Here is a 26,788-nt window from a genome sequence, read left to right as displayed (position 1 = left end):
CCGATCCGCAGGAGGTCGTCGTGCCACCGACAGCCACGACTAGGGCGTGTCTCCCAGATAGGCGGAGCGGGGTGCGCGATGCTTGATCGGTGCCGCGTACCGCTGTCCTGACTGATGCCCAGTGGGCCCGTCTGGCGCCGCTGTTGCCCTCCTCCGAGGGTCGTCGCGGGCGCCCGTTCCGCGATGACCGCCGGGTGCTCGAGGGGATCATCTACCGGTATCGGTGCGGGCTTCCCTGGCGCGACGTCCCAGCCGAGTTCGGGCCGTGGCAGACGTTGTGGAAGCGGCACCGCCGCTACAGCGGCGACGGCACCTGGGACCACATCCTGGCTGCTCTTCTGGTCGAGGCCGACGCCGCCGAGGTGCTCGGGTGGGCGGTCAGCGTGGACTCCACGATCATCCGTGCCCACCAGCACGCCGCGACCCTCAAGCGCGACACAGGGGGCCGGATCGAACTACACGAATCTGCTCGCCGAACCAGCAGATCACGCGCTGGGACGGTCCCGCGGAGGGCTGTCGACGAAGATCCACCAGCTCGTTGACGGGCACGGCCGCCCGCTGGTGGTCCTCCTCGGCCCCGGCCAGGGCGGCGACTCGCCAATGTTTCCGCACCTGATGGCGCGCCTGAGCATCGCCCGACCGGGCCCGGGACGACCCCGGACCCGGCCTGAACGCGTGCGCGCGGACAAGGCCTACTCCTCACGCGCGATCCGCCGGCACCTGCGCGAGCGCCGGATCATCGCTGTCATTCCGGAGCCCTCTGACCAGCAGGGACACCGCAAACGACGGGGCTCACGCGGCGGCCGACCGCCCGCATTCGATCCGGTCGACTACCGAAACCGCAACGTCGTCGAGCGCGGGTTCTGCCACGTCAAGCAGTGGCGCGGGCTGGCCACCCGTTACGACAAGCTCGCCCTGACCTTCCGCGGCGGCGCCGTCCTGAAGGCAATCGTCACCTGGCTCCGCGCATTGGGAGACACACCCTAGTTCGTTCGCGTTCCTGGATTTCCCGCAAGCACCGCATGGCGGTGAGGTCCTCGAACCGCCGCTCGTCTACGCCGAGACCCTGACCGGGGCGATGTACCTCAACAAGCCCGAGGAGGTCGCCGCCTACCACCTCGTGTGGAACGACCTGCAGAGCCGCGCGCTCGACGAGGACCGGACCCGCGACAGACTGACCGTAGCCCGGGAGGAACTGGGAAATGAATGAGATCGACGGCGCCATCTGGCGCAAGAGCACTCGTAGCAACAACGGCGGCAATTGCGTCGAGATCGCCGACAACCTGATCGACGCGAACGGGCTCGTCTACGTCCGCGACAGCAAGGACCGCACCGGCCCGGTCCTGAGCTTCGCCCCGGCCGAGTGGCGGGCCTTCGTCGGCGGCGTCTCGAACGGCGAGCTCACCGGATAGTGCCCGTCACCCGTCCTCCGGCTGCACCTCGAAGGTGAACGACAGCTCCCGCCACTCGCCCCCGGGATCCGTCCCGTCGGGCATCGGGCCGGTGCGCGGCACGAAGTCGACGATCAGGTCGTCCTTCACCCCGAAGACGGCGTCGGAGTCCAGGTGCCGCCCGCCGCGCACGAACAGCTGCGTCACCAGCCTGCGGTGGCCCGGGGCGTCGATCAGGACGTGCAGGTGCGGCGCCCGGTACGGGTGCCGCCCGGTCGCCGCCAGCAGTCCGCCGACCGGGCCGTCGGTCGGGATCGGGTACTCCGAGGGCAGGATCGACCGGAAGCGGAGCCGGCCGTCGCCGTCGGTGCGCAGCCGTCCGCGCAGGACGGGTCCCTCCAGGTCGGGCTGCTGCACGTCGTAGAAGCCGTCGTCGTCGGACTGCCAGACGTCGACGACCGCGCCCGCCAGCGGTGTCCCCCGGGTGTCGGTCACGGTGAGGTCGGCGTGCAGCGGCACCCCGGGCAGCCCCGCCGAGATGTCGGTGCCCTGCGCGAGCTCCGGCGGGTCCGCCACGTAGAACGGGCCGAGCACCGCCGACGACGTGCTGTCCGGCGTCCGGGAGTTCGTGAGCAGGTCGATGACGCTGGACAGGCCCAGCGTGTCCGACAGCAGGATGAACTCCTGGCGGGTGTCGGTGGTGATGTGACCGGCCCGGGTGAGGAAGTCGATGCCGGTCTGCCACTCCTGCTGGGTCAGGTCGTTGTCGACGGCGAAGCCGTGCAACCGGCGGACGAGGTCCCGCAGCAGGACCGTCGCGCGGGGGGCGCGGTCCGCGTCGAACGATCGCGTGACCTGCTCGGTGAGGCCGGCGACCGCGCCGCGGAGACCGGGGACCGCCGCCGGGCGGTCACCGCGCTGGGCCCGGTCGAGCAGCGCGCGGATCCCGTCCCGGGTGACCGGGGCCGGGTTCGGGTACGGCGCGGCCGTGGCCAGCTCGGCCGCCCGGTCCAGCCCGTCGGCGGGCATCCCGATCGCGGCCAGCGACGTCGGGCCGCCCGCCGCCCGGACGAGGTCGTGGACCGCGCCGGGGGCGTCGGCGACGCCCATGCGCGCCGCGATCCGGTCCATGACCTCCGGCACCGCGGCGGCGTTGTAGGCCATCGCGTGCGGCAGCACGACGGTGTGCACCGGCGCGTGCGGCAGGTCGAAGGAGCCGCCCAGGGTGTGGCAGAGCTTGTGGTGCAGCCCCATGCCGACCGTCCCGAGACAGGTCCCGGCGAGCCACGCGCCGCGCAGCAGCCCGGACCGGACGCCGAGATCGTCGGTGCCGTCGGCGAGCGCCCGCAGACCGCCGGTGAGCAGCTCGACCGCGTCGAGCGCCATCCCGTCGGTGACCGGGTTGGCCTGCGCGGAGTACAGCGCCTCGACGGCGTGCGCCAGCGCGTTGACCGCGCTGGTCACCGCGATCGCCCGCGGGAGACCGGCCGACAGCTCCACGTCGTAGACGACCGTCTCCGGCAGGACGGCGGGATCCGACCGGGTCGTCTTCACCCCGTCCTCGGTCTCCCCGAGGACCGGGGTCACCTCCGAACCGGCGTAGGTGGTGGGCAGCACGACCTGGTCGACGCCGGTGCGGACGGCCAGCGCCTTCGCCAGCCCGGTCGTCGAGCCGCCGCCGACCGCGACGACGCAGTCCGCGCCGGTCCGCTGCAGCTCCAGCAGTGCCTGCTCGGTGACCGCGACCGGGGTGTGCACGACGGCGCCGTCGAAACGCCCGGCGAGCAGCCCGCCCAGGACCGCAGCCACCCGGTCGCCGGTCGCGGCCAGCTCCGGGGTGGCGAGCAGCAGCACCCGGGACCGCCCCAGCCTGCGCACCTCCTCCGCGGTCCGGTCGAGCGTCCCGCGGCCGAACACGATGCGCGACGGGAGGGTCGTGAGGTCGAACTGGTCCATCGGAGATCCTTTCCGTACGCGGCCGGGCGGGTCCGGGCCGGTCAGGGCCGGGCGAGGACGGCGGCGAGTGCCGCGCCCAGCTCGGCCGCCGGGTCGTCGGGGAGCCGGTGCGAGCGCCAGGCGACGTGGGCGTCCGGGCGCACGAGCACGCAGCCCGACTCGGTGACCTCGCGCAGCCGGGACCAGTCGTCGTAGAGGTCGGTCAGGTCCCGGCCGGGGCCGATCACGTGGGCGTCGATTTCGATGCCGAACCGGGCCGACACCTGCGCCGCCGCCGGGATCCAGTCCTCCCCCGAGATGCCGGTGAGCAGCGCGAAACGGCCCTTGCCGGTGACGTCGTGGGTGCTCACCCGGTCCTGGCCGCGGCCCAGCCAGCAGTGCGGCAGCCGGGCCCCCGGCCAGGTGGTGGCGTGGTAGAAGAGTTCCGGGTCCCGGTCGTGGGCCGGCTCCTCCGTGCCGTCCGGGACCACCGCGCCCGACCGGTAGCGCTGGCCGAGTTCCACGCCGTGCGCGTTGAACTCGTAGTCCTTCGTCTCCAGCGCCGTGCGCAGGGCGACCCGCTGCGCGGCCGCCTCCGGGGTGTTCTCGCCGCGCGCCGCCATGGCGGCCAGCTGCTCCCCGGGGTCCGAGGTACCGGTGACGCCGAGCGCGTCGAAGATCGGCCCGAACTCCTCGATGGACCGGTTGGCCCGCAGCACGATCTGCCTGCCGACCGGGGCCCGCTCGGCGTCGTAGCTGTCGAGCAGCGCCTCCCCCGCCTGGCCCTTCAGGACCAGCGCGAGCTTCCAGGCCAGGTTGTAGGAGTCCTGGATCGAGGTGTTCGAGCCGAGCCCGTTCGACGGCGGGTGCCGGTGCACCGCGTCCCCGGCGCAGAACACCCGGCCCGCGCGGTAGCGGGTCGCGTACATCTTGTTGTTCCCCCACAGCGAGGTCGACCGGATGGTGACCGGCACGGTGTCGTCGCCGATGAGGTCGTGCACCACCTTGGTCGCCATGGCGTCGTCGACCTGCGGGGGCGGCCCGTCGATGTCGTAGCCCCACACGATCAGCCACTCGTCCCAGGGCCGGACCATGCGGACCAGGCCCATCCCGATCCCGCCGATGTCCGAGCCCGGCTGCACGACCCAGTAGAGGACGCTCGGGCGCTTCTCCACGAACCGGCTCAGGTCGGCGTGGAACACGATGTTCATCGACCCGGCCACGTCCATCCGGCCCTCGAACGGCAGCCCGACGTCCCGGGCGATCACGCTGCGCCCGCCGTCGGCGCCGATCACGTACCTCGCCCGGATCGCGTAGGTGTGCCCGGACAGCCGGTCCCGGACGGTGACCACGACCCCGGTGTCGTCCTGCTCCAGCCCGACGTACTCGGTGTCGAAGCGGATCCGGCTGCCCCGCTCCGCGGCGTGCCCGATGACGATCGGCTCCAGCAGCGTCTGCGGCAGGTCGCAGTTCTCCACCGGGCTGGCGAGCGTGTAGTCCGCCCGGCGCGCCGGATGGTTGCCCCAGGAGCGGACCCGGCCGATCTCGTCGCCGGTCAGGCTGGTGCAGAACACCGTCTCGCCCATCATGTGCGACGGCACGCCCTGGGAGCGGACGTCGTCCTCGACGCCCATGTCGCGGAAGATCTCCACGGTGCGCTGGTTGGTGATGTGCGCGCGCGGCGTGTTCGCCGTCCACCGGTACTTGGTGACGACGATGTGGTCGATCCCGTAGGTCGCCAGGAACAGCGCCATCGACGCTCCGGCCGGGCCGCTGCCGATGATCAGGACGTCGGTGGTCAGCATGTCGTCCGCGGTGGTTCGGCTCTCGTTCATGCTGCCTCGTCTCTCCAGCTGCGGTGCTGTGGGTCGAGTGTCGGGCCCCGCCGACGTATTCGTCCAATACCGATCGCCGCGGGCGGCCATAGGCTGTGCGAATGGATGTCCGCGCGCTGGAGTGCTTCTTGGCCGTCGCCGACGAGGGGTCCGTCAGCCGCGCCGCGGTGGCCCTGCACATGACGCAGCCGCCGCTCACCGTGCGGTTGCAGAACCTGGAGCGGGAGCTGGGCGTCGCGCTGCTGGTCCGGCACGGCCGCGGGATCGAGCTGACCGCCGCCGGTCGCGAGCTGGCGCTGCGGGCCCGCCGGGTGCTGGCCGAGATCGGCGACGCCGCGGAGACCGTCCGCACCGTCGGCCGGGGGACCCGGGGGCGTCTGGCCGTCGTCGCGGGCCACTCGACGTCGCCGCACCTGCTCGCCCGCCTGACCACCGGCGGTGAGCTGGGCCCCGGCGTCGACGTCCGGCTCGACTGCGGCCCGGACCGCTACGCCGTCGAACAGGTCCACCAGCACCTCGCCCACGCCGGGCTGGTGCACCTGCCGCCGTCCGCGCCGGGAGCGGTACGGCACCCGCCGGCCAGGGCCCGCGGGCTGGAGATCGCCGTCGTCGCACGTGAACCCCTGGTCGCAGTGGTGCCCGCCGGCGGGGACGCCGCCCCGCGGGAGCCGCTGGACCTCGCGGCCGCGCCGTCGCTGCGGGTCGAGCTGGGCGAGCAGGCGGGCGAGGCCCTCGCCGCGCACGTGGGCGCCGCGGGCGGCACCGCCGCCCGGTCGGTCCCGGTCGGATCGGTGGTCCAGGCACTCGCGATGGTGCAGGCCGCAGGCGACGCCTACTGCCTGCTCCCCGCCCAGCACGCCGCGCACCTGCCCACCGGGCTCGTCGCACGCCCGCTGCGCCAGCACACCGGCGTCGTCGAGACCGGGGTCTGCTGGCGCCCGGACGATGACAACCCGGTCCTGCAGCGGTTCCTGCGCGCGGCGCTGTCCACCCCCGAACCGAACGTCCTCGGCGGGTAGGGCCCCTGCTCGTCAGGCGCGGGCCGGGTCCGTCCGCCCGGCCAGCACCCGCCGGGTCAGCGCCCCGGCCGACGCCGACACCTCCGGGGTCACGAACCGCAGCAGGTCCTGCGACGGCACGCCGTCCGGGCCGAGCACCAGGCCCGCCCGGCCGTCGAACGCCGGGTCGACCGCCGCCGCGACGATCGGATCGACGACCTCCGACGCGGGCCGCAGGCCGTCCTGGATCTGCTCCCACAGGTGCCGCAGGGCCGGCGGCAGGATCTCCGGGGTCATCTCCGCCGCGTTCGGTGTCGCCGCCGCGGCAGGACCGAGCGGGTCGGCGGCGAGCACCGTGACGCCGTCGGCCGCCAGCTCCCGGGCCAGGTCCTGGTTGTGCGCCAGGTGCGCGAGCTTGGCCCGGCCGGCGACGGCCATGCCGTGGTGCTCCCCGTCCTGCTCCACCGCGTCGTAGGACGGCAGCCCGTCGAGCACCGCCGTCGTGATCGACGACGACGTGACGTCGACGATCCGGCTGGGCGCGCCCGCCCGGAGCGCGTCGAGCAGCGTCGCGGTGAGGACGACCGGTGACAGGTGGTTCAGCGCGAAGCTCGCCTCGAACCCGTCGACCGTCTCCCGCCGAGCCGGCCACATCCCGCCCGCGTTGTTGACCAGTACGTGCAGCGGGCCCTCCGCCGCGATGCGCTCCCCGACCCGCTCGGCCTCGCGCAGCGAGGACAGGTCGGCCTGCAGGAACCGGGTGTCCCCGCCGATCTCGCGCACCGCGTCCGCGCCGTGGGCCGCGTCCCGGCCGATGACGGTCACGGCCAGACCGTGCTCCCGCAGCCGGCTCGCGACGTGCACGCCGATACCCCTGGTCCCGCCCGTGACGACCGCCCTGCGCATCGTTCTCGTCTCCCTCGTGGATCGCTGGAGACCCCAGGGGACCGCGCCGGGGCCGGTGCGTCCAAGGCCCGCCGGGTCCGGACCCATGCCCTGCGGGCATCGGTGCACGGCACGCATGATGGAGGGCATGGAGACCGGCATCGAGCTGCGCCACTTCCGGTACGTCCTGGCCGTGGCCGAGGAGGGGACCTTCACCGCCGCCGCCCGGCGCCTCGGCATGACCCAGCCCGCCCTGTCCCGGGCGGTCCGTGCCGTCGAGGCGACGGTGGGCTCGCCGCTGTTCGAGCGCGGCCGGCGCGGCGCGGTGCTCACCGAGGCGGGCGTGGTGTTCCGCGACGACGCCCTCGCCCTCGACCGGCTGGCCCGCACCGCGATCACGCGGCCGGGCCGGCACAGCGGGGCCACGAAGCACCTGCGCGTCACCACGCGCGGCTGTGACATCGAGGCGCTCGACACCCTCGTCACCTCCTACAACGCCGCCCGCGGCACCCGGCTGCCCGCCCGCGGGGCCGTCGTCGACGGATCGGTGCAGGTCGAGGAGGTCCGGACCGGCGACGCCGACGTCACCCTGGTCCGGTCCCCGCTCGACCGCACCGGGCTCGACACCGAGCTGCTCCGCTCCGACGCCCGCGTCGCCCTGCTCCCGGCCGCGCACCCGCTGGCGCACCGGGACACGGTCGACCGCGCCGAGCTGGCCGGGGCGGCCGTCGTCGTCCTGGCCGGGAACACCGCGTCGGAGACCGCGTTCTGGACCGCGACGGACCTGGCGCCGCACGAGTGGACGCCGGGACCGGCGGTGTCGGACACGGCCCAGTACACCGCGTCCATCCGGCTCGGTCACGGGATCGGGTTCGTGGCGGAGTCGCTGCTGGCCGAGATGACGACGACGGGGATCGCGGTCGTCGGGGTCACCGGGGTCTCCGCCAGCGAGCTGCACCTCGGCTGGTCGGAGAGCGCGACCTCACCCGACGTCGCGCACTTCGTCCGGCACGTGGCGGACGTCGCCGGGGACCGGGTGCCGTGACCGGACTCCCCGGGGGCGGCTACTGCGCGCGGCCGCCCCGCCGCCCGCCCAGGTGTTCGGCCAGGTGCCGGTCGACCGCGTGGTAGAGGCGGAGCCGGTTGCCCTCGTTCTCGAAGCCGTGGCCCTCGTCCTCGGCTAGGGCATGTCTCCCAATAGGCGTGACCAGGTGATGCAGGCGCTGAGGACGGTGGCGGCGCGATAGGTGATGGCGAGTTTGTCGTAGCGGGTGGCCAGCCCGCGCCACTGCTTGGTCAGGGTGAAGTGGCGTTCCACGACGTTGCGGCCCTTGTAGGTCTCAACGTCGAGTCCGGGTGGTCTGCCGCCGAGGGAGCCGCGGCGTTTGCGGGCGGCGATCTCGTCGCGTTTCTGCGGGATGACGGTGGTGATCGAGCGGCGGGCCAGTGCGCGCCGGTTGACCCCGGATGAGTAGGCCCGGTCGGCCACCACGGCGTCGGGTCGGGTGCGGGACCGTCCCGCGCCGAGGCGGGGGACGCGGATGTCGGCCAGGACCTGCTCGAGCATGGCGCCGTCGTTGCGCTGCCCGCCGGTCACCACCACCGCCAGCGGCCGGCCCCGCCGGTCGACCGCGGCATGGATCTTCGTCGTCAGCCCGCCACGGGAACGGCCGATGCCGTGACCTGCGGGTTCTCGCGGTCCGCCGAGCGGGCTGGGCATGAACCCGTCAGGGGATTTCGTGTAGTTCGACCGTGCCCCCTGTGTCCTGCTCGGGGCGGGTGGTGTTCGTGGCGTGCTGGTGCGCCCGGTTGATCGTGGCGTCCACCGACACCTGTCAACACCGTCCAGTCGATCTCGCCCTTGGCGTCGGCCTGGGCCAACAGTGCGGCCAGCACGGTGTCCCAGGTGCCGTCAGCGGCGTAGCGGCGGTGTCGCTTCCACACCGTTTGCCAGGGCCCGAACTGCTCCCGCGGCAGATCTCGCCAGGGGATTGCGGTTCCCCCATGATCGGGGAGGCATCAGCTATAAGGGGTAGCGATGCCAGAGGTACGGAAGCGCTACGACCGGGAGTTCCGTGACGGAGCGGTCCGGGTCGTGGAGGAGACGGGCAAGCCGATCGCCCAGGTCGCCCGTGACCTGGGGGTCAACGAGGGCACGCTGGGCAACTGGGTGGCCCGTGCACGAGAGGCCCGCGAGGACACCGAGGGCCTGTCTCGCGGCGGCGTCGAGGAGCTCAAGCGGCTGCGCGCGGAGAACGCCGAGCTGCGGATGGAGCGTGATGTCCTCAAGCGATCCGTGGTCCTGTGGGTCAAGGAGGCGACGAAGTGAGCGTGGCCCGTTTCATCGCCGACCAGAGGACCTTCCACCGGGTGCCGCACACGCTGGCCTGCGCCCTGTTGGGGGTGTCGATCTCCTGGCTGTACAAGTGGCTCGACCGCGCCGCGCGTTCCGACGGTGGTGCCACCGCGACCGAGAAGCGCCGCTGCGCGTTGGACGCCGCCGTGGCCGTGGCGTTCGACGACGCCCAGCGGCTACACGGCTCACCCCGTCTGCACGCCGACCTGTGTGAGGCCGGATGGCGGGTGTCGGAGAAGACCGTGGCGGACTCGATGCGCCGCCAGGGCCTGGTCGCCCGCCGGATCAAGCGGCACAACGGGCTGACCCGCCAGGACCGCACGGCGCCGAAGTTCCCGGACCTGCTTCGTCGGGGTTTCACTGCGGCCGAGCCGAACCGCAGATGGGTCGGGGACATGACCGAGATCCCCACCGCGGCCGGGAAATTGTATCTGGCCACGGTGATCGACCTGTACTCGCGGCGGCTGCTCGGCGCGGCCACGGGGCTGCACCCGAACGCCGAGCTGGCGTGTGCGGCGATCCGGATGGCGGTGGCGGCCCGCGGCGGGGCGGACCGAATCGCCGGGGTGATCTTCCACACCGACCGCGGGTCGACCTACACCGCGGGCGCGTTCACCGCTCTGTGTCGGCGGCTCGACATCCGTCAGTCGATGGGCCGGGTCGGGTCGTGTTTCGACAATGCCGCGGCGGAGGCGTTCTTCTCCAGCCTGGAGTGGGAAGTGCTGTCCCGCAACGACTTCGACACCATCAGTAGGGCGCGGGCGGCGGTCATCGACTGGTGTTACGGCTTCTACAACCACCGGCGGCGACACAGTGCCGCCGCCGGGCTCTCACCGATCAACTACGAGAACGCCGCCCTCACCCGAGACGCGGCATAAGAACCCTCCACGATCTCGGGGGAACCGCAGGGTTCCTCGCCGGCGTCGACGTCGTGGACGACCGGGCCTACTCCGGATCGGGCCCGGCGCAGCTGCGCAGCCTGCTCCCCGAGGACTACGAGGAGGACTTCCTCTTCGTCGCCGACCGGACCGCGCTCGCGTCGGACGGGTACCCGATCCTGGTCGTCCCGGTCCCCGACGAGGACGAGGACGAGGACGCGCGGCCGCGCACCGAGTTCCGGGTGGTCGCGACCGAGCTGTGGTCGGTGGAGAACAACCTGTCGATCGCGAACATGGACTGGGGGGACTTCAGCGACAACGTCGGCGACGACGGCGTCTTCCGCGGGTTCTGACCGTCCGGCCGGCCTGCCGGGTGGCGGTTCACGGGCGGCCCGCCCGGCCCGTCCCCCGGTAGGCTGCGCCGGTGCACCGCTTCGACGAGGCCGATCGCACCCCGCCCGCCTATCCCGTCGCGGCCGTGGACCGCACGCTGCAGCTGCTGCAGCTGCTGGGTGAGATCCCCGAGCTGCGCCTCGCCGACGTGCGGGAGCGCCTCGGGGTCGGCCAGTCCACCGCCCACCGGCTGGTCGCGATGCTCGTCTACCGGGGTTTCGCCGTGCAGGACCCGGTGTCGCGGGCCTACCGGGCCGGGCCGGAGCTGCTCGCGGCGGGTTCGGCGGCCGGGCGCGGCGCGACCCTGCGCGACGCCGCGGCCCCGGCGCTGCTCACCCTCGCCCGTACCTGCGCCGAGACCGTCCACCTCGGGGTGCTGGAGCCGGCCGGCGTCCGGTACCTGGTGGGGATCGAGAGCGAGCGGGCGCTGCGCGTCGCCGACCGGACCGGCGGCACCCGTCCGGCGCACGCGACGAGCATGGGCAAGTCGATGCTCGCGACGCTCACCGACGACGAGGTGCGCGCACTCTGCGGCCGCCACCGGCTGTCCTCGCCGACCGACCGGACCATCACCGACGTCGACGCGCTGCTCGCCGAGCTCGACGCCACCCGCCGGCGGGGGTACGCCCGCAACTCGGCGGAGATGGAGCCGGGCGTCTCCTCGGTGGCGATCGCGCTCCCCCGCACGGTGCCCGGACCGCCCGCGGCACTGAGCGTCGCGGCTCCCGAGGTCCGGTGGACCGGGCACGCCGAGCAGCAGGCCGTCCGGGCACTGCGGGCGGCGGCCGCGACCATCGTCGAGCGTTCTTCTGTGCAGAACAACTAGTCTTCAAGACAGACATCACGGCTCCTACGCTGCGGGTATTCCCCACAGCAGAGGAGACCGCCCGATGACAGCGGACCCCCGACAGCTGGTCGCCCTCGCCTCCCGGGTGCTCGCCGACCAGGGCCAGGACGACTTCATCTGGGGCCACGCCTCGGTCCGCGACGAGCGCGGGTGCTGGATCAAGTCCGCCGAGTGGAGCCTGGCCGAGGTCACCGCGGACCGGGTGCAGCTGGTCGGTGGTGACGGTGCCGTCCTCGACGGCGACGGCCCCCGGCACAGCGAGTACCCGATCCACACCGAGGTCCTCGCCGCACGCCCCGACGTGGGGGCCGTGGTGCACACCCATCCCCCGCACGCGGTGGCACTCGCCGCCGCCGGGCAGGAGCTGCTGCCGGTCAGCCACGCGGCGACGATGTTCGTCCCGCCGGCCGTGCCGCGGTTCACCGACACCGCCGACCTCATCCTCACCCCGGAGCTGGGCGCGCGGGTCGCGGCCGCGCTCGGCGACGCGCCCGCACTGTTCCTGGTCAACCACGGCATCGTCGCGGTCGGCCCGGACCTGCAGACCGCGACGGTCCGCGCGGTCGTGCTGGAACAGGCGTGCCGCCAGCAGTTGCTCACCCGGTCCTTCGGCGGCCGGCCGTCCTGGTCGCCCGACGAGGAGGCCCGCGCGAAGCGCGAGCACGTCTACAACGACCGGGCCGTGCACGCCGTGTGGGACCTCCTCGTCCGCCGGTTGCCGGCCTGACCGCCCACCCAGGGAGACTCCGATGACGCCCCCCATCCCCGTCGCGGCCCGTCGCATGCTGATCGGCGGCGAGCTGCGCGACGCCCTCGACGGCAGCACGCTCGACGCGCTCGCCCCCGCGACCGGCGCCCTGCTCGGCACCGTCCCGGCCGGCGGCCCCGCCGACGTCGACGCGGCCGTCGGCGCCGCGGCCGCGGCGTACCCCGCGTGGCGGGCCGCCGGTCCGCTGCCCCGGGCCGCCGCCGTCGAGGCACTCGCCGCGGCCGTCGCCGGGCACGCCGAGGAGCTGGCCCGGCTCGACGCGGCGGACAACGGCAGGCTGCTCACCGAGATGCGCCGGGACGTGACCAGCGCGGTCGCGGCACTGCGCTACTTCGCGGGCCTGGCCCTGCAGCTGCGCGGTGAGACGGTGCCCTCCCCCGGCGGGGAGCTGACCTGGACCACCCGCATCCCGTTCGGCGTGGTAGGACGGATCGTCCCGTTCAACCACCCGCTGATGTTCGCGGCCGCCAAGATCGCCGCGCCGCTGGTCGCGGGCAACTGCGTGGTGCTCAAGCCGAGCGAGCACACCAGCCTGTCGGCCCTGCGGCTGGGCGAGCTGGCCCGCGACGTCCTCCCGGCCGGCGTGCTGAACGTCGTCACCGGTCTCGGGACCACCGTCGGCGACGCCCTCGCTGCGCACCCCGCGGTGCGCCGGCTCGCCTTCACCGGATCGGTCGCGACCGGCCGGGCCGTGCAGCGCCGGGCCGCCGAGACCGGCGTGAAGACCGTGACCGTCGAGCTCGGCGGGAAGAACCCGCTGCTGGTGTTCCCGGACGCCGACCTGGACGAGGCCGTCGCCGCGGCCGTGCGCGGCATGAACTTCACCTGGCAGGGCCAGTCCTGCGGCTCCCTGTCGCGGGTCGTCGTGCACGAGTCGGTGCACGACGAGTTCGTCGAGCGGCTCGTCGCCCGGGTCGCGGCCCTGCGCCCCGGGCTGCCCGAGGACACCGGCGCCGACACCGGGGCCATCGTCAACCGGTCCCAGCTGGAGAAGGTGCTCGGCCACGTCCGGATCGGCGTCGAGGACGGCGCCCGGCTGCGGACCGGCGGGGAGCGGGTGGGCGACGAGGGGCTGGCCGACGGCCTGTTCGTACGGCCCGCCGTGTTCACCGACGTCGAGGCGGGTTCGCGGCTGGCCCAGGAGGAGATCTTCGGACCGGTGCTCGCGGTGCTGCGGTTCGGCACCGAGGCGGAGGCGATCGAGATCGCGAACGGCGTCTCCTACGGGCTCACCGCGAGCGTGTTCACCCGCGACCTCGGCACCGCCCACCGGGTCGCCGAGCAGGTCGACGCCGGCTACGTGTGGATCAACGAGGTCTCCCGGCACCTGCCCGGGGCACCGTACGGCGGTGTCAAGGACAGCGGCGTCGGGCGCGAGGAGGACTTCGAGGAGCTCCTGTCCTACACCCAGACCAAGACCGTCCACGTGAGGTTCGGATCATGAGCACAACGGTGTGGGGCAGCGACCGCATCGCCGAGGCCGTCGCCGCCACCGGCACGCCCTACGTCGCGCTGACACCGGGGGCGAGCTTCCGGGGACTGCACGACAGCCTGGTCAACCACCTGGGCCCCGGCGGCCCGCAGCTGCTCCTGTGCACCCACGAGGAGCACTCGGTCGCGATCGCCCACGGCTACGCCAAGGTGACCGGTGAGCCGCTGGCCGTCGGGCTGCACGCCAACGTCGGCCTGATGCACGCGACCATGGCCGTCTACAACGCCTGGTGCGACCGGGTCCCGGTGCTGCTGATCGGGGCCACCGGCCCGGTGGACGCGCACCGCCGGCGGCCGTGGATCGACTGGATCCACACCTCGGCCGACCAGGGCGCGCTGATCCGCCCGTTCGTCAAGTGGGACGACCAGCCGGCGTCGGCGGGGGCGAGCGTGGACTCGGTGCTGCACGCCGCGCGGGTGGCCAGGACCCTGCCCGCCGGGCCGGCCTACGTCTGCCTCGACGTCACGGTGCAGGAGGAGCCCGCCGAGGGGGTGCCGCAGCCGGATCCCCGGGCCGCCGAGCCCGTCGGCGAGGCCGCGCCGCGCCGCCACCACCTCGACCGGGTCGCCGCGCTGCTCGCCGGCGCGGCCCGCCCGGTGCTGCTGGTCGGCCGGGTGGGCCGGTCCCGGCGGGCCTGGGACCGGCGCGTCGCGCTGGCGGAGCGGCTCGGTGCCCGGGTGGTCACCGACGCCAAGCTGCCGGCCGCCTTCCCCACCCACCATCCATTGCACGGGCACGCCCCGGCGTTCTTCCTCGCCGAGGAGAACAAGGCACTGCTCCGCGACGCCGACGTCGTCCTCGCACTCGACTGGACCGACCTGGGCGGCACCCTGCGGGCCGCCGGTGCGACCGGGGCGACCGTCGTGTCCGCGACGGTCGACCACCAGGTGCACAACGGCTGGAGCAAGGACGGGTACGGCCCCGCACCGGCGGCGCTCACGCTGGCCGCGACCCCCGACGTCGTCGTCGAGGAGCTGCTCGCCGGGGACGGCGACGCGCCCGCCGTCGCGGAGCCGGGCCCCCGGCGCCCGGCCGCGCGCGCCGACGCACCACACGGAGCCGGCCACATCGCGGTCCCGGTACTGCAGACGGCCCTGTGGGACGCCACCCGCGGCTGCGCGCCGTGCCTGATCCGCACCCCGCTGTCCTGGGACGCGGAGCTCTGGCCGCTCGAGGACCCGCTCGACGCGCTCGGGTACGACGGCGGCGGCGGGATCGGCTCCGGCCCCGGCATGGCCGTCGGCGCGGCACTGGCGCTGCGCGGGACCGGCCGGTTGCCGGTCGCCGTACTCGGCGACGGCGACACCCTGATGGGCAACGGTGCCGTGTGGACCGCGGTCCGCCACGAGATCCCGCTGCTCGTGGTGGTCGCCAACAACGCCTCGTTCTACAACGACGAGGTCCACCAGCGCGCCGTCGCCACCCGCCGCGGGCGCCCGCCGGAGAACGCCACCGTCGGCGTCGCGCTGGACGGCCCGGTCACCGACTTCGCCGGGCTCGCACGGAGCATGGGCGCCCAGGGGATCGGGCCGGTCACCGACCCCGGTGCGCTGCCGGAGGTGCTCGCCGACGCGGTAGCCCGCGTCGTCGCCGGCGCGCAGGTGGTCGTCGACGTCCGGGTCGACCGCGGCTACTCCCCCGCCTTCGCCTCGACCGTCGGCACGAGCTGACCGATCACCGGCGGCGCGCGCGGACCACCCGGTCCCGTCGTCACGCGCTGTCCTCACGCCCGGAGGGCCGATGTCGTCCCACATCCTCGCGGTAGCCGTCCTGTTCCTCATCTTCGTCGTGGGGACCGTCCGTCAGGTCAACCTCGGAGCGCTGGCGCTCGTCGCCGCGTTCCTGGTCGGTCCCCTGGTGTTCGGCGTCCCGGTCGACACCGTCTTCGCCGCCTTCCCCGCCAATCTGTTCCTGCTGGTCCTCGGCGTGACGCTGCTGTTCGCCGTCGCCACGGTCAACGGGACGATCGGCTGGCTGGTGGACCGCTGCACCGGCCTGATCGGCGACCGCCGGGCGCTGCTGCCGGGCGTGCTGTTCGTCGTCACCGCCGTGCCGGTCAGCCTCGGTGCCCTCGCACCCGCCGGCGTGGCGATGCTCGCGCCGATCGCTCTGCGCCTGGGCGAGCGCTACGCCGTGCCCGCCCGGCTGGTCGCGCTGATGGTCGTGTTCGGCGCGACGGCGGGCAACTTCTCCCCGCTCAATCCGCTCGGCGCGATCGTCGAGGGGACGATGCAGCGGGCCGGGCTGGCCACCTCACCGCTGTTCCTCTACCTCGCCGGGTTCGCCGTCAACGTCGGCGTCGGGGTGGCCGCGTACCTGCTCAACGGCGGGCCGGCCCTGATCCGGGAGCAGCGCGCCGTCGCCTCCCGGGCACCGGTGCCGGCCGGACCGCCCACCCCGGACACCGCCGGCACCGCGGACGCCGGGGACGCCCCGGCCGATCCGGCACCCGCGCGCCCGGACGACGCCCCGGCGCCGGGGAGCGTCGCCGACCGGACCCTGACACTGGTGCTGCTGGTCGCCGTCGCGGTCGCGGCGCTCGGCTTCGGCGTCGACATCGGCATCTGTGCACTGATCGCCGCGGTACTGCTCACCCTCGTGACGCCGCGGTCCAGCGCCGGGGCGATGAAGCTCGTCGGCTGGAACATCATCCTGCTGATCTGCGGCATCGTCACCTACCTCGACGTGCTGCAGGAAGCCGGCACGCTCGACGTGTTCGGGCAGCTGATCACCGGCATCGGCAGCGTGGGGCTCGCCGCCGTGCTGATCTGCGCGGTGGGCGGCCTGACCAGCGCCTTCGCCTCCAGCGCCGCCGTCATCGGGGCGACCGTCCCACTCCTGGTGCCGCTGCTCGCCCAGTCCGGCGCCGACCCGGTCCCGGTCGTCGCGGCACTGGCGATCTGCGTGACGGTCGTCGACGCCGCCCCGTTCTCCTCCATCGGCGCGCTGGTACTGAGCAACGCCGCGGACGCCGACCGGCCGAGGGTGAACCTGACGCTGCTGCGCTGGAGCGCGGCCATGGTCGTCGTCGGGCCGGTCCTGACCGGGCTCGTCCTCGTCCTGCCGGCCACCGGCATCTGACCCCCCGCAGCCACGACCCCCGGACCTCTGGAGCACCCGTGCAGTTCTACCTCGACGGTTACCGGCCGGGTGACCCGTTCGTCCACCCGCCGCACCCCTCCGTCGCCGACCGGCCCGACGGCCTGCCCGCGACCACGGACGTCGTCGTCGTCGGCAGCGGCCCCGCCGGCCTCGTGCTCGCCGCGCAGCTGGCGGCGTACCCGGAACTGCGCACGGTCGTCGTCGACCGCCGCGACGAGCCGCTGGCCGTGGGGCAGGCCGACGGCGTCGCGTGCCGCACGATGGAGATGTTCGAGGCGTTCGGGCTCGCCGACCGCGTCCTCGCCGAGGGCTACCAGGTCAACGAGGTGACGTTCTGGCGCCCCGATCCCGGCGACACCGGCCGGATCGTCCGGACCGGACGGGTCCCCGACGTCGAGGACGGCCTGTCCGAGATGCCGCACATGATCGTCAACCAGGCACGCATGCAGGCGTTCCTGCGCGAGTACCTGGACCGCTCCGCCGCGCGGATCGCGCCGTACCACGGTCTGCAGCTGAGCGGGATCGACCGCGCCGACGACCCGGACGAGCCGTACCCGGTGACGGTCACGCTGCAGCACGTGCACGGCTCCCGGCCGACCGGGGAGACCAGCCGGATCCGCGCCCGCTACGTCGTGGGGTGCGACGGGTCCCGCAGCGCCACCCGCGCCGCGATGGGCCTGCGGCTGGAGGGCGACGCGACCGACCGCTCCTGGGGCGTGCTCGACGTCCTCGCCGTCACCGACTTCCCCGACATCCGGTTCAAGTCCGCGGTCACCTCCGAGAACGGCAGCCTGCTGATCATCCCGCGCGAGGGCGGGCACCTCGTGCGGCTCTACATCGAGCTGGACCCCGAGCGCGACGCGCAGATGCTGCGCGAGCGCTCCGCCGACCCGGAGAAGCTGACCGCGGTCGCCAACCGGATCCTGCACCCGTACACGATCGACGTGCGCGACGTCGGGTGGTGGGCGGTGTACGAGATCGGGCAGCGGTTGTGCGACCGGTTCGACGACTCCGCGGGTGGCGACGCCCGCGGGCCCCGGGTGTTCATCGCGGGCGACGCCTGCCACACCCACAGCGCCAAGGCCGGGCAGGGTATGAACGTCTCCATGGCCGACACCTGGAACCTGGGCTGGAAGCTCGGCGCCGTGGCCGGCGGGGTGGCCCGGCCCGAGGTGCTGGGCACGTACTCGCGCGAACGCCAGGCCGTGGCGCGCGAGCTCATCGACTTCGACCGGGAGTTCACCGGCCGGTTCAGCGCGCACGGCGGTGATCCGGCGGAGTTCCAGCGCTTCTTCCGGCAGCAGGGCCGGTTCACCGCGGGCGTCGCGGTGCGGTACGCGACGTCGGTGCTCACCGCCGGCACGGCGCAGCAGGAACTGGCGACGGGCTTCCCGGCCGGGATGCGGCTGCACTCCGCACCGGTGGTCCGGGTGGCCGACGGCAGGCGGGTCCAGCTCGGGCACGTCGCCCGCGCCGACGGGGCGTGGCGGCTCTACCTGTTCGCCGACCGCGCCGCCGGGGCCGCTCCGGCGGCGTCGGTGTCACGGCTGCGGACCGCGTGCGACCTGCTGGACTCCGCGGACTCGCCGCTGGCCCCCTACCGCGGCGCCGGTTCCGAGCCCGACGCGGTCGTCGACGTCCGGGCGGTGCTGCAGGCGGGCCACCGCAGCGTGTCGGTGGCCGACCTGCCACCGGTGCTGCTGCCCCGCAAGGGCCGCTTCGGCCTCGTCGACCACGAGAAGGTCTTCTGCGCGGACCCGGCGGCCGACGTGTTCGACCTGCGCGGCGTGGACCGCGACCGCGGAGCCGCCGTACTGGTCCGGCCGGACCAGTACGTCGCCCACGTCGTCGCGCTGGACGCGCTGTCCGAGCTCGGTCCGTTCCTGTCCGAGGTGCTGGTGGCACGGGCCGGGGCCGGGCCGGTGTGAAGAACCGTCCCGCCTACGGTCTCGACTCGGTCGACCACGCCCTGCACCTCGCCACCATCCTGGCGCAGGAGGGGTCGCTGGGGGTCAGCGAGGCGGCCCAGCGGCTCGGCGTGGCCCGGTCCACGGCGCACCGGTTGCTGTCGATGCTGGTCTACCGCGACTTCGCCGCCCGCGACGACCGTCGCCGCTACGTGGCCGGCCCGGTGCTGCGCACCCCCGGCGTACCCGAGCCGGTGGCCGCGCTGCGCCGGCTCGCCCTGCCCCACCTGGAGGAGCTGACCGCACGCACCGGCGAGACGAGTCACCTGGGGGTCCTGGTCGGCTCGCAGGTCCGGATGATCGCCACCGTGGAGTGCCGGCACACGCTGCGCGTCGGGGAACGCGAGGGCCGCGTGCTGCCCGCGCACCTCGCGTCGCTCGGCCGGGCGATGCTCGCCGACCTGTCCCCCGGCGAGGTCCGCACGGCGCTGGCCGAGGTCGAGGGGCTCGACGTCGACCGGTTGCTCGGCGAGCTCGCCCGGGTCCGTCGCGAGGGCGTCGCCACCAACCACGGCAGGACCGAGACCGGTCTGGTCGCGATCGGGAGCCGGCTGGAGACGGGGACGGCCGAGCTGCGGGCGGCCGTCTCCGTCGCGATGCCGGTCGCCCGCTACGACCCCGCCCGCCGGTCCGCGTGGATCACCGAGCTGCGCCGCACCGCCGACGCGATCGATCTCAGCCTGCGCGTGCTCGACCTCGCGTGACCACCTGCCCCGGACCGGCCCGTCGTGCGACGGCGTGCCCGGCGGCCGCCACCCCGAGCGTCGCGACGGCGGCGAGCATGATCCCCCAGCCACCGTCGAGCCGCAGCGACAGCGCGCCCACGCCGGCACCGGCGACGAGCAGCAGGACGGCCAGCAGCCGCCGGACCCACGGCTGCCCGTGACCCCGGGCGGCGTCGGCGGCCAGCCCGGTCAGCGTCGAGGTCACGACGACCGTGGTCACGTCCTTCACCGCGAGGTGCCGGGCGGTCCCGGCCTGCAGGCCCATCGCAGCGGCCAGTCCGCCGGCGGCGACGGCGCCGGTGACCGCGTCGCCGTCCGCGGTGACGAGCAGCAGCACCGAGACCGCTCCGAGCAGCCCGCCCACGAGCGTGAACAGCACCGTGTGCCGCAACGCCCAGGTCGATCCGGTGCTGCCCCGCAGCACCCGCCCGGCGCCGAAGGCACCGGCGACGAACGCGGCGAGCGCGACACCGGGGCCGAGCACGCGCACCTCCGCGCTCCCGGCGAGGGCCATCCCGAGGATGACCACGTTGCCGGTCATGTTGCCGGCGAACACCTGGTCCAGCCCGAGGAACCCGACGGCGTCGACGACGCCGGTGGTGAACGTCAGCACCAGCATCGCCACGAGCACCGGTTCCGCCCGGCCGCGCACCGTCCGCACCGCTCAGGTGGCCGCGTCGCCGAGGCGGCGGGCGCCCACGGCCCGGCGGCGCATGGCCGCCTCGGCCAGCTCCGCACTGATGCCGACGTAGACCGTCCCGTCCTCCTCGCGGACCGGGAAGACGGTGATCGGACGCGTCGCGGGCGGGCAGAGCGGTTCCCCCGAGACGTAGTCGAAGACGCTGCCGTGGCACGAGCACAGCAGTCCCTCGTCGGTCACCTTCCCGCTGGAGAGCAGGCAGTCGAGATGGCTGCAGTAGTTGGAGGTCGCGTGCACCTCGCCGTCGGAGCGGGACACCGCCACCTCGACCTCGCCGGCGAAGAAGCGCCGGACGACGCCCTCCGGGATCTGACCGGACCTGGCGATCCTGTGGTACTCCACGTCGTCTCTCCTCACGCGGTGATGCTGTCGAGCAGGTCGAACAGGTCGTGGTCGTCGTCGGCCAGCCGGTCGGCAGGCACCGGGGCGCCGAGTGCGAGCAGCTGCCGGGCCGCGGCGACGTCACCGCCGCGCTCGACGGCGAACGCGGCGCGGACGCACCCGTCGGTCAGGTAGAACGCGGTGAAGTCCCGGTCCTCGACGCTGCCCCGGACCACGATCTCCGCTCCGGCCGGGGCGTGCCCGACGAACTGCAGGTTGAGATCGAACTGGTCCGACCAGAACCAGGGGGCGTCCGGTGCGGGCGCCGGCTTCCCGAGCAGGACGCGCGCCACGACGCCGCCCTGGGTCGTCGCGTTGTCGACGTGCTCGGTACGGGCGAACCCGGCGCCGGTCGCCCTGGTCGCGACGTCACCGGCGGCGAACACGCCGGCGGCCGAGGTCCGGCAGGCGTCGTCGACGACGATGCCGCCGCGGACCGGGTCGGTGGCGATACCCGCCGCGCGGGCCAGCTCGTCGTTGGGCATCGAGCCCACGGCGACGACCAGCAGATCGGCCTCGACGGGCCCGGACGAGGTCGGCACGACCACCCCGGACGGGCCCTCCTGCACCGCGCCCACCTCCTGGCCGCACCGCAGGTCCACCCCGGCGGAACGCTGCAGATCGGCGCAGAACCCGGCCATCCGCTCGCCGAGCTGGGCCAGCATCGGCTGCTGCCCCGCCTCCAGGACGACGACCTCCACCCCGCGTTCGCGGGCCGCCGAGGCGACCTCGGCCCCGATCAGCCCGCCGCCGACGACGGCCAGCCGGCGGACTCCCGCCAGCGCGTCGCGGAGCCGGACCGCGTCGGCGACGGTGCGCAGGTGGACCACCCGGTCACCGGTCAGGCCCGGCAGGGTCCGCGCCCGGACACCCGTCGCCAGCAGGACGGCGTCGGCGACCACCGACGAGCCGTCGCCGAGGGTGACCGCACCGGGCGCGACGGCGGTGACCGCGGTCCCGGTGCGCAGTACGACGTCGTTGGCCGCCGCCCACGACTCGTCGAGCAGGACGAGATCGGACGAACCGGTCTCGCCCCGCAGGAACTCCTTGGACAGCGGGGGCCGCTGGTAGGGCAGGTGGGGTTCGTCGGACAGCACGGTGACCGCGCCGTCGAACCCGCGACGGCGCAGCGTCCGCACCGCGGCGACGGCCGCCTGGCCGGCCCCCACCGTGACGATGCTGCGGGGCAGCTCGGGCATCAGATCTCCTCGGTGCGACGGGGGTGCGGGTCGACGTGCACGACACCGTCGATCACGGCGACGTCGTGGACCGGCTGGCACTCGTCGCGTCCCTCGGCCCGGCCGGTCCCGGGGTCGAAGGCCCACTGGTGCGCCGGGCAGACCACCCGGCCCTGCCAGACGACCCCGCGGGACAGGGAACGTCCCTTGTGGATGCAGACGTCGTCGAAGGCGAACACCCGCTCCCCCACGAGGAACAGGGCGACCGCCCGGTCGCCGATCTCGACCCGGGCCCGGCGGCGGCGGGCGAGTGCGGTCAACGGGACGGTGGCGACCCAGCCGGTGGTCCCGGCGCCGGCCGCCGTCGTGTCGGTGTCGGTGTCGCTCACGCGGGCTCCCGGGCGTCGGGGCCGCGGCGGGTGCGGAGCGCACCCGCCGCGGCCGTTCGGTCCGAACGCGATCGGATCGCGGTCAGGTGGTGGGCGCGACGTAGGTGTCGAACAGGGCACGGGTGTAGGAGAACCGCATCTCCGCCCCCCACCGGACGAACCGGAGGCAGCGCTGCTGCAGCTCCACGGTGTCGGCGTGGTCCAGCACGATCTGGAATCCGCGCTCGCCGTGCACCTCGTCGGAGGTGATGTGCAGGTCGAAGAACTCGATCTCGTCCTCGGTGAATCCGTAGGTCTCCCGCAGCGGCACGATCTGCTTGCGGTAGATCCCCGGTACCTGCGACTCCAGTCCCACGACCAGGGCGGCGGTGGCCACCACGAAGTGCTCCCGCATCGCGACGGCGTAGCACCAGGACTGCAGACCGCGGGTGACCGCGTTCATGTTGTCCGGGTCCTCGATCCGCTCCTTGCTGGTTCCGCACGCCTCGCCGAACCGGATGAGGAGATCGGTGTGCCGGATGTCGGCCAGTTCCTCCTCGTACATGTTCTGGAGGGTGAAGTCCTTGGCGTCGGTGAAGTGGTCCGGGGTGTTGCCGTAGATGTAGCCCAGGTAGTCGGCGAACGGTCCGACGTAGTGGTAGTGGTTCTCGGCCCAGCGGGCGAAGTGCTCGCGGGTCAGCGAACCGTCCGCCCACGCCTTGGAGAACGACGCGTTCTTGGCCTCGCGGCCCTTGATGGCGTCCTCCAGCGCGGCCCGGAAGTCGTCTCGGTCGAGCAGTTCCGGAACGGTGGCGCCGGTGGCGCCGGTGGTGCCGTCGACGGTCAGGGTCATGACGAACCCTCCAGATGAATGGTCGGGCGGGTGAACGGGCCGGAAGAACCGGAGCCCGTAGGAAGAAACGTATGCGGGCGGAGCGGAAATCTTGTCGGTCATGCAGCACAAGAACCGGCGGTTCCTTGCACTGATCTGCACTGATCTGCACTCCTCCGTACCGCGGCACGGACGACGACGGCCCCGGTGTCCGCAGGCGGGTGTCACCTGGGATACCGGGGCCGGTCCGGGCCGCCGTCGGGATCAGAAGAAGAACGCGGCCACCAGCGTCGACACCGCGAGCCCGGCCATCACCGGCAGGAAGCACCGCCGGGCCAGCTCAATCACCGGGACCCGGGTCACCCCCGCCACCACGAGCAACGACGACCAGGCGACGAGCACACCGCCACCGGCCCACACCGAGCCCATCTGGCCCACCGCCGCGAGGGTCGCCGGGTCCATCCCGACACTCGGGCCGAGCGCACCGGCCAGCGACCCGGTCAGCGGCAGGCCGGAGAACCCGGACCCCTCCAGCCCGCACAGCAGCCCGATGAACAGCACCCCGAAGCACATGACGACGGGATTGCCGGGGATGTGGTGCTCCGCCGCGACGACCAGGTCGACCAGCAGCGCGGGCGCCTGCGGCCCCCCGTCCTCGAGCCCGAGGATCTCCCCCGCGAAACTCTCGTTGCCGATGAAGAAGAAGCCGGCGATGGGCAGCACGATCCCCATCGCCCTGAAGGCGAACACCAGGCCGTCGGTGACATGGTTGCCGACCGACGTCAGCGCCTCCTTCGGGCCGTCCAGCGCGACGCAGGCGATCACGACGAGCACGGTGGCGAGCCCGCCGACCAGCGCCGCGGCCGAACCCTCCTTGACCGACGGGACGTAGCCGAGCCCGCCGAGGACGAGGTAGACCATCATCAGGCCGAACGCCACCGGCACGGCGACGGCGAAGAACCGCGCCAGCCGCTCGGTCCGCGGGGCGGCGGTCCGCTCGTCGCCCGCTCCGCCGGCGCCGGCGTCACCACCGCCACCGTCACCACCGCCACCGCCGGTCGGGGGCGGGGTCGCGCCGGGCCCGCCCGCGCCGTGGTGCGGCGGGCCGCCGGTGGTGGCGCCGACCACGACGCGCTCGTCGACGTCGCCGGGCACCGGGACCGGGGCGGGCCCGGTCAGGCGGGCCCGCAGCCGGCGCAGCAGGCCGACCGCGGGGCGGGGGCCGGAGACGACCCCGTTCTCCCACGCCTCGAGCAGGGCGGCGGACGGTATGCGCATCTCCCGCCGCAGCATCACACCCATGATCGCCAGCGCGACGGCCCCGGTGACGAGCGCGAGGACGAGCGCGACGTCGGCGACCCGGCCGGCGTCGGCCCCGGCCGCGGTGGCCGACAGCCCGGGAGCCACCTGCATGACGTAGTCGCTCGACAACGCCATCCCCTGCCCGGCCACGGCGATCGCCATCGCGGCGCCCATCGCCGGCAGTCCGGCCCGGATCGCGGCCGGGACCAGGATCGCGCCGATCAACGGCACCGCGGGCGTCGGCCAGAAGAACAGGCTGATCCCGTAGGTGGCGACGATCAGCACCAGCCAGGCCGACCATCCGCCCCGCATGACCTTCTGGAAGGGGGTGACCATCCGCTGGTCGGCGTTCATCGCCCGCAGCGTGCCGAGCAGCGCGGTGACCATCGCGATGATCAGGAAGATGTTGAACAGCTCGGACGCGGCCGTCAGCGTGGCGTTGAAGACCGCCTGGACCGCGACGATGGGGTCGCCGGTCAGCGTGGCGGCGGTCGCGATCGTCGCCAGCAGCGCGGGGACGACGACGTTCCGCCGGACGATCGTCGTGCCCAGGATCAGCACGATCCCGGCGAGATAGACCCAGTGCGCGGCAGTCAGGCCCACTACGGCCTCCTTCCCGCCGGTCAGGGCGGTGTGGTGGGTGGAGGTGTCGTTCGCAGAGCTTCGGGGGTGTGGCGGAACACACTCACACTCCGCCGTGGGCACCGGCCAGGCCAACAGTGCACAGCACGCGGGTTTCGGATTGTGCATCGTGCCGTTACGTCAGATCGCCCATCGCGCGGCCCGTCCCCTGTGCACGATCGACATGGCGGTGCGGTCGCCGGGCGCGGGACCGTCGCGCGCATGACCGTCTCCGCGCGCACGTTCCCGCAGTCCGGCCGCGTCTCCGCACTCGGAGCGGACGGGATGGTGTCCGCCAGCCATCCCGCGATCAGCCGGGCCGGCGCCGACGTCCTCGCCTCCGGCGGGAACGCCGTCGACGCGGCCCTGGCGATGGCGGCCGTCGCCTGGCTCGCCCTGCCCGGTCAGTGCGGCATCGGCGGTGACGCCTTCGCACTGGTGCGGGAACCCGGCGGAGCGGTGCGGTCGTTCGGCGGGAGCGGGTTCGGTCCCGACGGCGGTACACCGGGGTTCTACCGCGCCGCCGGTGGACTGCCCCGGTACGGGGCGCTGTCGGTCGCCGGTCCGGGCGCGGTCGCCGCGCTGTCCGCGCTGCACGCGGCGGGTGCGACCCGGTCGCTGGAGCAGCTGTGGGAACCCGCGGCACGGCTCGCCACGACCGGGCTGCCGTGCACGGCACGCACCCGCGGTGACATCGACGAGCACCGGGAACGGCTGGCGACCGACCCGTCGACGGCATCGCTGCTGCGCGACGGCCGCGCGCCGGCGGTGGGGACCCGGCTGATCCGGCCGGAACTGGCGGCGACGATCGCCGCGCTGTCCCGTGACCCGGGCGACCTCTACACGGGCTCCCTGGCCGAGCGGACGGTCACGGCACTCGTCGCGGGCGGCGCCCCGTTCTCCGGCGACGAGTGGGTCGCGGGCGGCGACGTCCACGCCGAGGAGCCGCTGAGCTGCAGCTACGCCGGGCACGTGGTCCACCAGACGCCGCTGCCGACGCCCGGCTGGATGGTCCTCGACCAGCTGGCGATCTGCGACGGCGAGCTCGGCGGGCACGAGCCGCTCGGTGCGCCGGCCGTCCACTGGCTGGCCGGCGCGGCCCGGATCGCGTTCGACGAGCGCTACCGCTCGGCCGGCAGCGACCGGCCGGCCCCCGACCTGCGCGGAGCCGCCGACGCGCTCGCCGCGGCCCGCGAGCGGATCCGGGCCGGGGACCTGCCGGCCCCGGCGGGCGCCCGGCCGGACGGGGACACCACGTCGATGGTCGCCGTCGACGCGGACGGGCGCGCGGTCGGCCTGATCGAGTCGCTGGCGTTCACCTTCGGGGCCGGTCTGGCGGTGCCGGGCACCGGGATCGTGCTCAACAACCGGCTCGCCCGCGGCGCCTACCTCGTCCCCGGGCACCCGAACGAGGTCGCCCCGCGGCGGCGGCCGCTGCACACCCTCAACAGCTGGATCGTCACCGACGCCGAGGGCCACCTGCGCCACGTCGGCAACACCCCCGGCGGCGACGGCCAGGTGCAGTGGAACGCCCAGCTGATCTCGCACCTGCTCGACCACGGTGCCGGTCCGCAGGACGCGGTCGACGCGCCCCGCTTCTCGGTGTTCCCCGGCAGCGACGCCGGTGACCTCGGCTCGCCGGCCGAGCTGCGCTGCGAGGACCGGCTCGGCGCGGGCGTGCTCGCCGATCTCGCCGCTCGCGGGCACGACGTCGTCCGAGCCGGTGACCTCGGCGGGGGCGGCAGCGCCCAGGTGGTCTCGGTCGACCGGGACACCGGCGCGCTGGCCGGCGGCGCCGACTCCCGTCAGGAGGGGGTGGCGCTCGGTGTCTGA

General features: G+C 74.1%; 26 protein-coding genes. 16 read left to right on the top strand and 10 right to left on the bottom strand.

Translation table 11 applies throughout. The annotated features are described in order from the left end of the window. The first annotated feature begins 107 nt into the window (after positions 1-107). The 3 genes from AFB00_RS32335 (at position 108) to AFB00_RS24085 (ending at position 1,412) form a co-directional block, all read left to right on the top strand. A protein-coding gene (locus tag AFB00_RS32335) for an IS5 family transposase (RefSeq protein WP_442965879.1) occupies positions 108-987 on the top strand; the annotation gives its coding sequence in 2 pieces (ribosomal slippage) (positions 108-475 and positions 474-987; 882 coding nt in all). Between the two features lie 13 nt (positions 988-1,000). After that, on the top strand, positions 1,001-1,210 hold the full coding sequence (locus AFB00_RS35105) for a Scr1 family TA system antitoxin-like transcriptional regulator (protein ID WP_231974485.1): 210 nt from the start codon (positions 1,001-1,003) through the stop codon (positions 1,208-1,210). Then, on the top strand, positions 1,203-1,412 hold the full coding sequence (locus AFB00_RS24085) for a DUF397 domain-containing protein (protein ID WP_068799079.1): 210 nt from the start codon (positions 1,203-1,205) through the stop codon (positions 1,410-1,412). Before AFB00_RS35105 ends, AFB00_RS24085 begins: the two co-directional genes overlap by 8 nt. Positions 1,413-1,418: 6 nt before the next feature. On the opposite strand, the gene AFB00_RS24080 is transcribed toward AFB00_RS24085, so the two are convergent. Together AFB00_RS24080 and AFB00_RS24075 are read right to left on the bottom strand one after the other, a co-directional pair. After that, complete coding sequence (locus tag AFB00_RS24080) at positions 1,419-3,347, bottom strand: maleylacetate reductase and hydroxyquinol 1,2-dioxygenase domain-containing protein (RefSeq protein ID WP_068799078.1); 1,929 nt, start codon at positions 3,345-3,347, stop codon at positions 1,419-1,421. Between the two features lie 41 nt (positions 3,348-3,388). Next, the gene (locus AFB00_RS24075; RefSeq protein ID WP_068799077.1) at positions 3,389-5,161 is read right to left on the bottom strand and encodes an FAD-dependent oxidoreductase; all 1,773 of its coding nucleotides are present in this window, start codon (positions 5,159-5,161) and stop codon (positions 3,389-3,391) included. Between the two features lie 101 nt (positions 5,162-5,262). Between AFB00_RS24075 and AFB00_RS24070 the strand changes: the two genes are divergently transcribed. Next, positions 5,263-6,180 (top strand): LysR family transcriptional regulator, encoded by a 918-nt coding sequence (locus AFB00_RS24070; protein WP_068799076.1) that lies wholly within the window; start codon positions 5,263-5,265, stop codon positions 6,178-6,180. Between the two features lie 12 nt (positions 6,181-6,192). On the opposite strand, the gene AFB00_RS24065 is transcribed toward AFB00_RS24070, so the two are convergent. Then, positions 6,193-7,065, bottom strand: coding sequence for an SDR family NAD(P)-dependent oxidoreductase (locus AFB00_RS24065; RefSeq protein WP_068799075.1), 873 nt, complete (start codon positions 7,063-7,065; stop codon positions 6,193-6,195). Between the two features lie 127 nt (positions 7,066-7,192). Here AFB00_RS24065 and AFB00_RS24060 point away from each other — a divergent pair, with 127 nt between their 5' ends. Next, entirely contained in the window at positions 7,193-8,089 is an 897-nt protein-coding gene (locus AFB00_RS24060; protein ID WP_083276131.1) for a LysR family transcriptional regulator, read from the top strand. A 135-nt stretch (positions 8,090-8,224) separates the two neighbouring features. On the opposite strand, the gene AFB00_RS24055 is transcribed toward AFB00_RS24060, so the two are convergent. After that, the gene (locus AFB00_RS24055) at positions 8,225-8,764 is read right to left on the bottom strand and encodes an IS5 family transposase (protein WP_083275484.1); all 540 of its coding nucleotides are present in this window, start codon (positions 8,762-8,764) and stop codon (positions 8,225-8,227) included. A 318-nt stretch (positions 8,765-9,082) separates the two neighbouring features. Here AFB00_RS24055 and AFB00_RS24050 point away from each other — a divergent pair, with 318 nt between their 5' ends. From AFB00_RS24050 to AFB00_RS24005, 10 genes are all read left to right on the top strand, one after another. Continuing rightward, on the top strand, positions 9,083-9,373 hold the full coding sequence (locus AFB00_RS24050; RefSeq protein ID WP_060710840.1) for a transposase: 291 nt from the start codon (positions 9,083-9,085) through the stop codon (positions 9,371-9,373). After that, complete coding sequence (locus tag AFB00_RS24045) at positions 9,370-10,278, top strand: IS3 family transposase (protein WP_060710839.1); 909 nt, start codon at positions 9,370-9,372, stop codon at positions 10,276-10,278. The genes AFB00_RS24050 and AFB00_RS24045 overlap by 4 nt, the downstream gene beginning before the upstream one ends. Before the next feature lie 53 nt (positions 10,279-10,331). Then, complete coding sequence (locus tag AFB00_RS24040) at positions 10,332-10,631, top strand: DUF6924 domain-containing protein (RefSeq protein WP_068799074.1); 300 nt, start codon at positions 10,332-10,334, stop codon at positions 10,629-10,631. A gap of 71 nt (positions 10,632-10,702) precedes the next feature. After that, the gene (locus tag AFB00_RS24035) at positions 10,703-11,497 is read left to right on the top strand and encodes an IclR family transcriptional regulator (protein WP_068799073.1); all 795 of its coding nucleotides are present in this window, start codon (positions 10,703-10,705) and stop codon (positions 11,495-11,497) included. 64 nt (positions 11,498-11,561) lie between these two features. Continuing rightward, positions 11,562-12,245 (top strand): class II aldolase/adducin family protein, encoded by a 684-nt coding sequence (locus AFB00_RS24030; protein WP_068799072.1) that lies wholly within the window; start codon positions 11,562-11,564, stop codon positions 12,243-12,245. Between the two features lie 22 nt (positions 12,246-12,267). Then, entirely contained in the window at positions 12,268-13,731 is a 1,464-nt protein-coding gene (locus tag AFB00_RS24025; RefSeq protein ID WP_068799071.1) for an aldehyde dehydrogenase family protein, read from the top strand. Further along, a complete protein-coding gene (locus tag AFB00_RS24020) occupies positions 13,728-15,449 on the top strand; it encodes a thiamine pyrophosphate-binding protein (RefSeq protein WP_068799070.1) in 1,722 nt (573 codons plus the stop codon). Before AFB00_RS24025 ends, AFB00_RS24020 begins: the two co-directional genes overlap by 4 nt. Positions 15,450-15,519: 70 nt before the next feature. After that, complete coding sequence (locus tag AFB00_RS24015) at positions 15,520-16,860, top strand: SLC13 family permease (protein ID WP_068799069.1); 1,341 nt, start codon at positions 15,520-15,522, stop codon at positions 16,858-16,860. Between the two features lie 38 nt (positions 16,861-16,898). Further along, positions 16,899-18,809: an FAD-dependent monooxygenase gene (locus AFB00_RS24010; protein WP_068799068.1), complete on the top strand. Its 1,911-nt coding sequence runs from the start codon at positions 16,899-16,901 to the stop codon at positions 18,807-18,809. Continuing rightward, on the top strand, positions 18,806-19,552 hold the full coding sequence (locus AFB00_RS24005) for an IclR family transcriptional regulator (protein WP_068799067.1): 747 nt from the start codon (positions 18,806-18,808) through the stop codon (positions 19,550-19,552). Before AFB00_RS24010 ends, AFB00_RS24005 begins: the two co-directional genes overlap by 4 nt. On the opposite strand, the gene AFB00_RS24000 is transcribed toward AFB00_RS24005, so the two are convergent. The 6 genes from AFB00_RS24000 to AFB00_RS23975 form a co-directional block, all read right to left on the bottom strand. Beyond that, positions 19,524-20,225, bottom strand: a complete 702-nt coding sequence (locus tag AFB00_RS24000; protein WP_197519642.1) for a DUF1275 family protein — start codon at positions 20,223-20,225, stop codon at positions 19,524-19,526. The two genes, AFB00_RS24005 and AFB00_RS24000, sit on opposite strands and share 29 nt — an antisense overlap. A 12-nt stretch (positions 20,226-20,237) precedes the next feature. After that, a complete protein-coding gene (locus AFB00_RS23995) occupies positions 20,238-20,615 on the bottom strand; it encodes a Rieske (2Fe-2S) protein (RefSeq protein ID WP_068799066.1) in 378 nt (125 codons plus the stop codon). Positions 20,616-20,626: 11 nt separating this feature from the next. Next, entirely contained in the window at positions 20,627-21,853 is a 1,227-nt protein-coding gene (locus AFB00_RS23990; protein WP_068799065.1) for an NAD(P)/FAD-dependent oxidoreductase, read from the bottom strand. Next, on the bottom strand, positions 21,853-22,221 hold the full coding sequence (locus AFB00_RS23985; RefSeq protein ID WP_083275792.1) for a Rieske (2Fe-2S) protein: 369 nt from the start codon (positions 22,219-22,221) through the stop codon (positions 21,853-21,855). The genes AFB00_RS23990 and AFB00_RS23985 overlap by 1 nt, the downstream gene beginning before the upstream one ends. A gap of 82 nt (positions 22,222-22,303) precedes the next feature. Further along, positions 22,304-23,053, bottom strand: a complete 750-nt coding sequence (locus AFB00_RS23980) for a TenA family transcriptional regulator (protein ID WP_068799064.1) — start codon at positions 23,051-23,053, stop codon at positions 22,304-22,306. 243 nt (positions 23,054-23,296) lie between these two features. Next, a complete protein-coding gene (locus tag AFB00_RS23975) occupies positions 23,297-24,937 on the bottom strand; it encodes a hypothetical protein (protein WP_068799063.1) in 1,641 nt (546 codons plus the stop codon). A gap of 240 nt (positions 24,938-25,177) precedes the next feature. Between AFB00_RS23975 and AFB00_RS23970 the strand changes: the two genes are divergently transcribed. Beyond that, on the top strand, positions 25,178-26,788 hold the full coding sequence (locus AFB00_RS23970; protein WP_068799062.1) for a gamma-glutamyltransferase family protein: 1,611 nt from the start codon (positions 25,178-25,180) through the stop codon (positions 26,786-26,788).

This window comes from Pseudonocardia sp. HH130630-07, from assembly GCF_001698125.1.
In the GTDB taxonomy this organism is placed as follows: domain Bacteria; phylum Actinomycetota; class Actinomycetes; order Mycobacteriales; family Pseudonocardiaceae; genus Pseudonocardia.
Note: the sequence above shows the minus strand (reverse complement) of the source record. Positions and strands in the feature narration are given on the sequence as shown.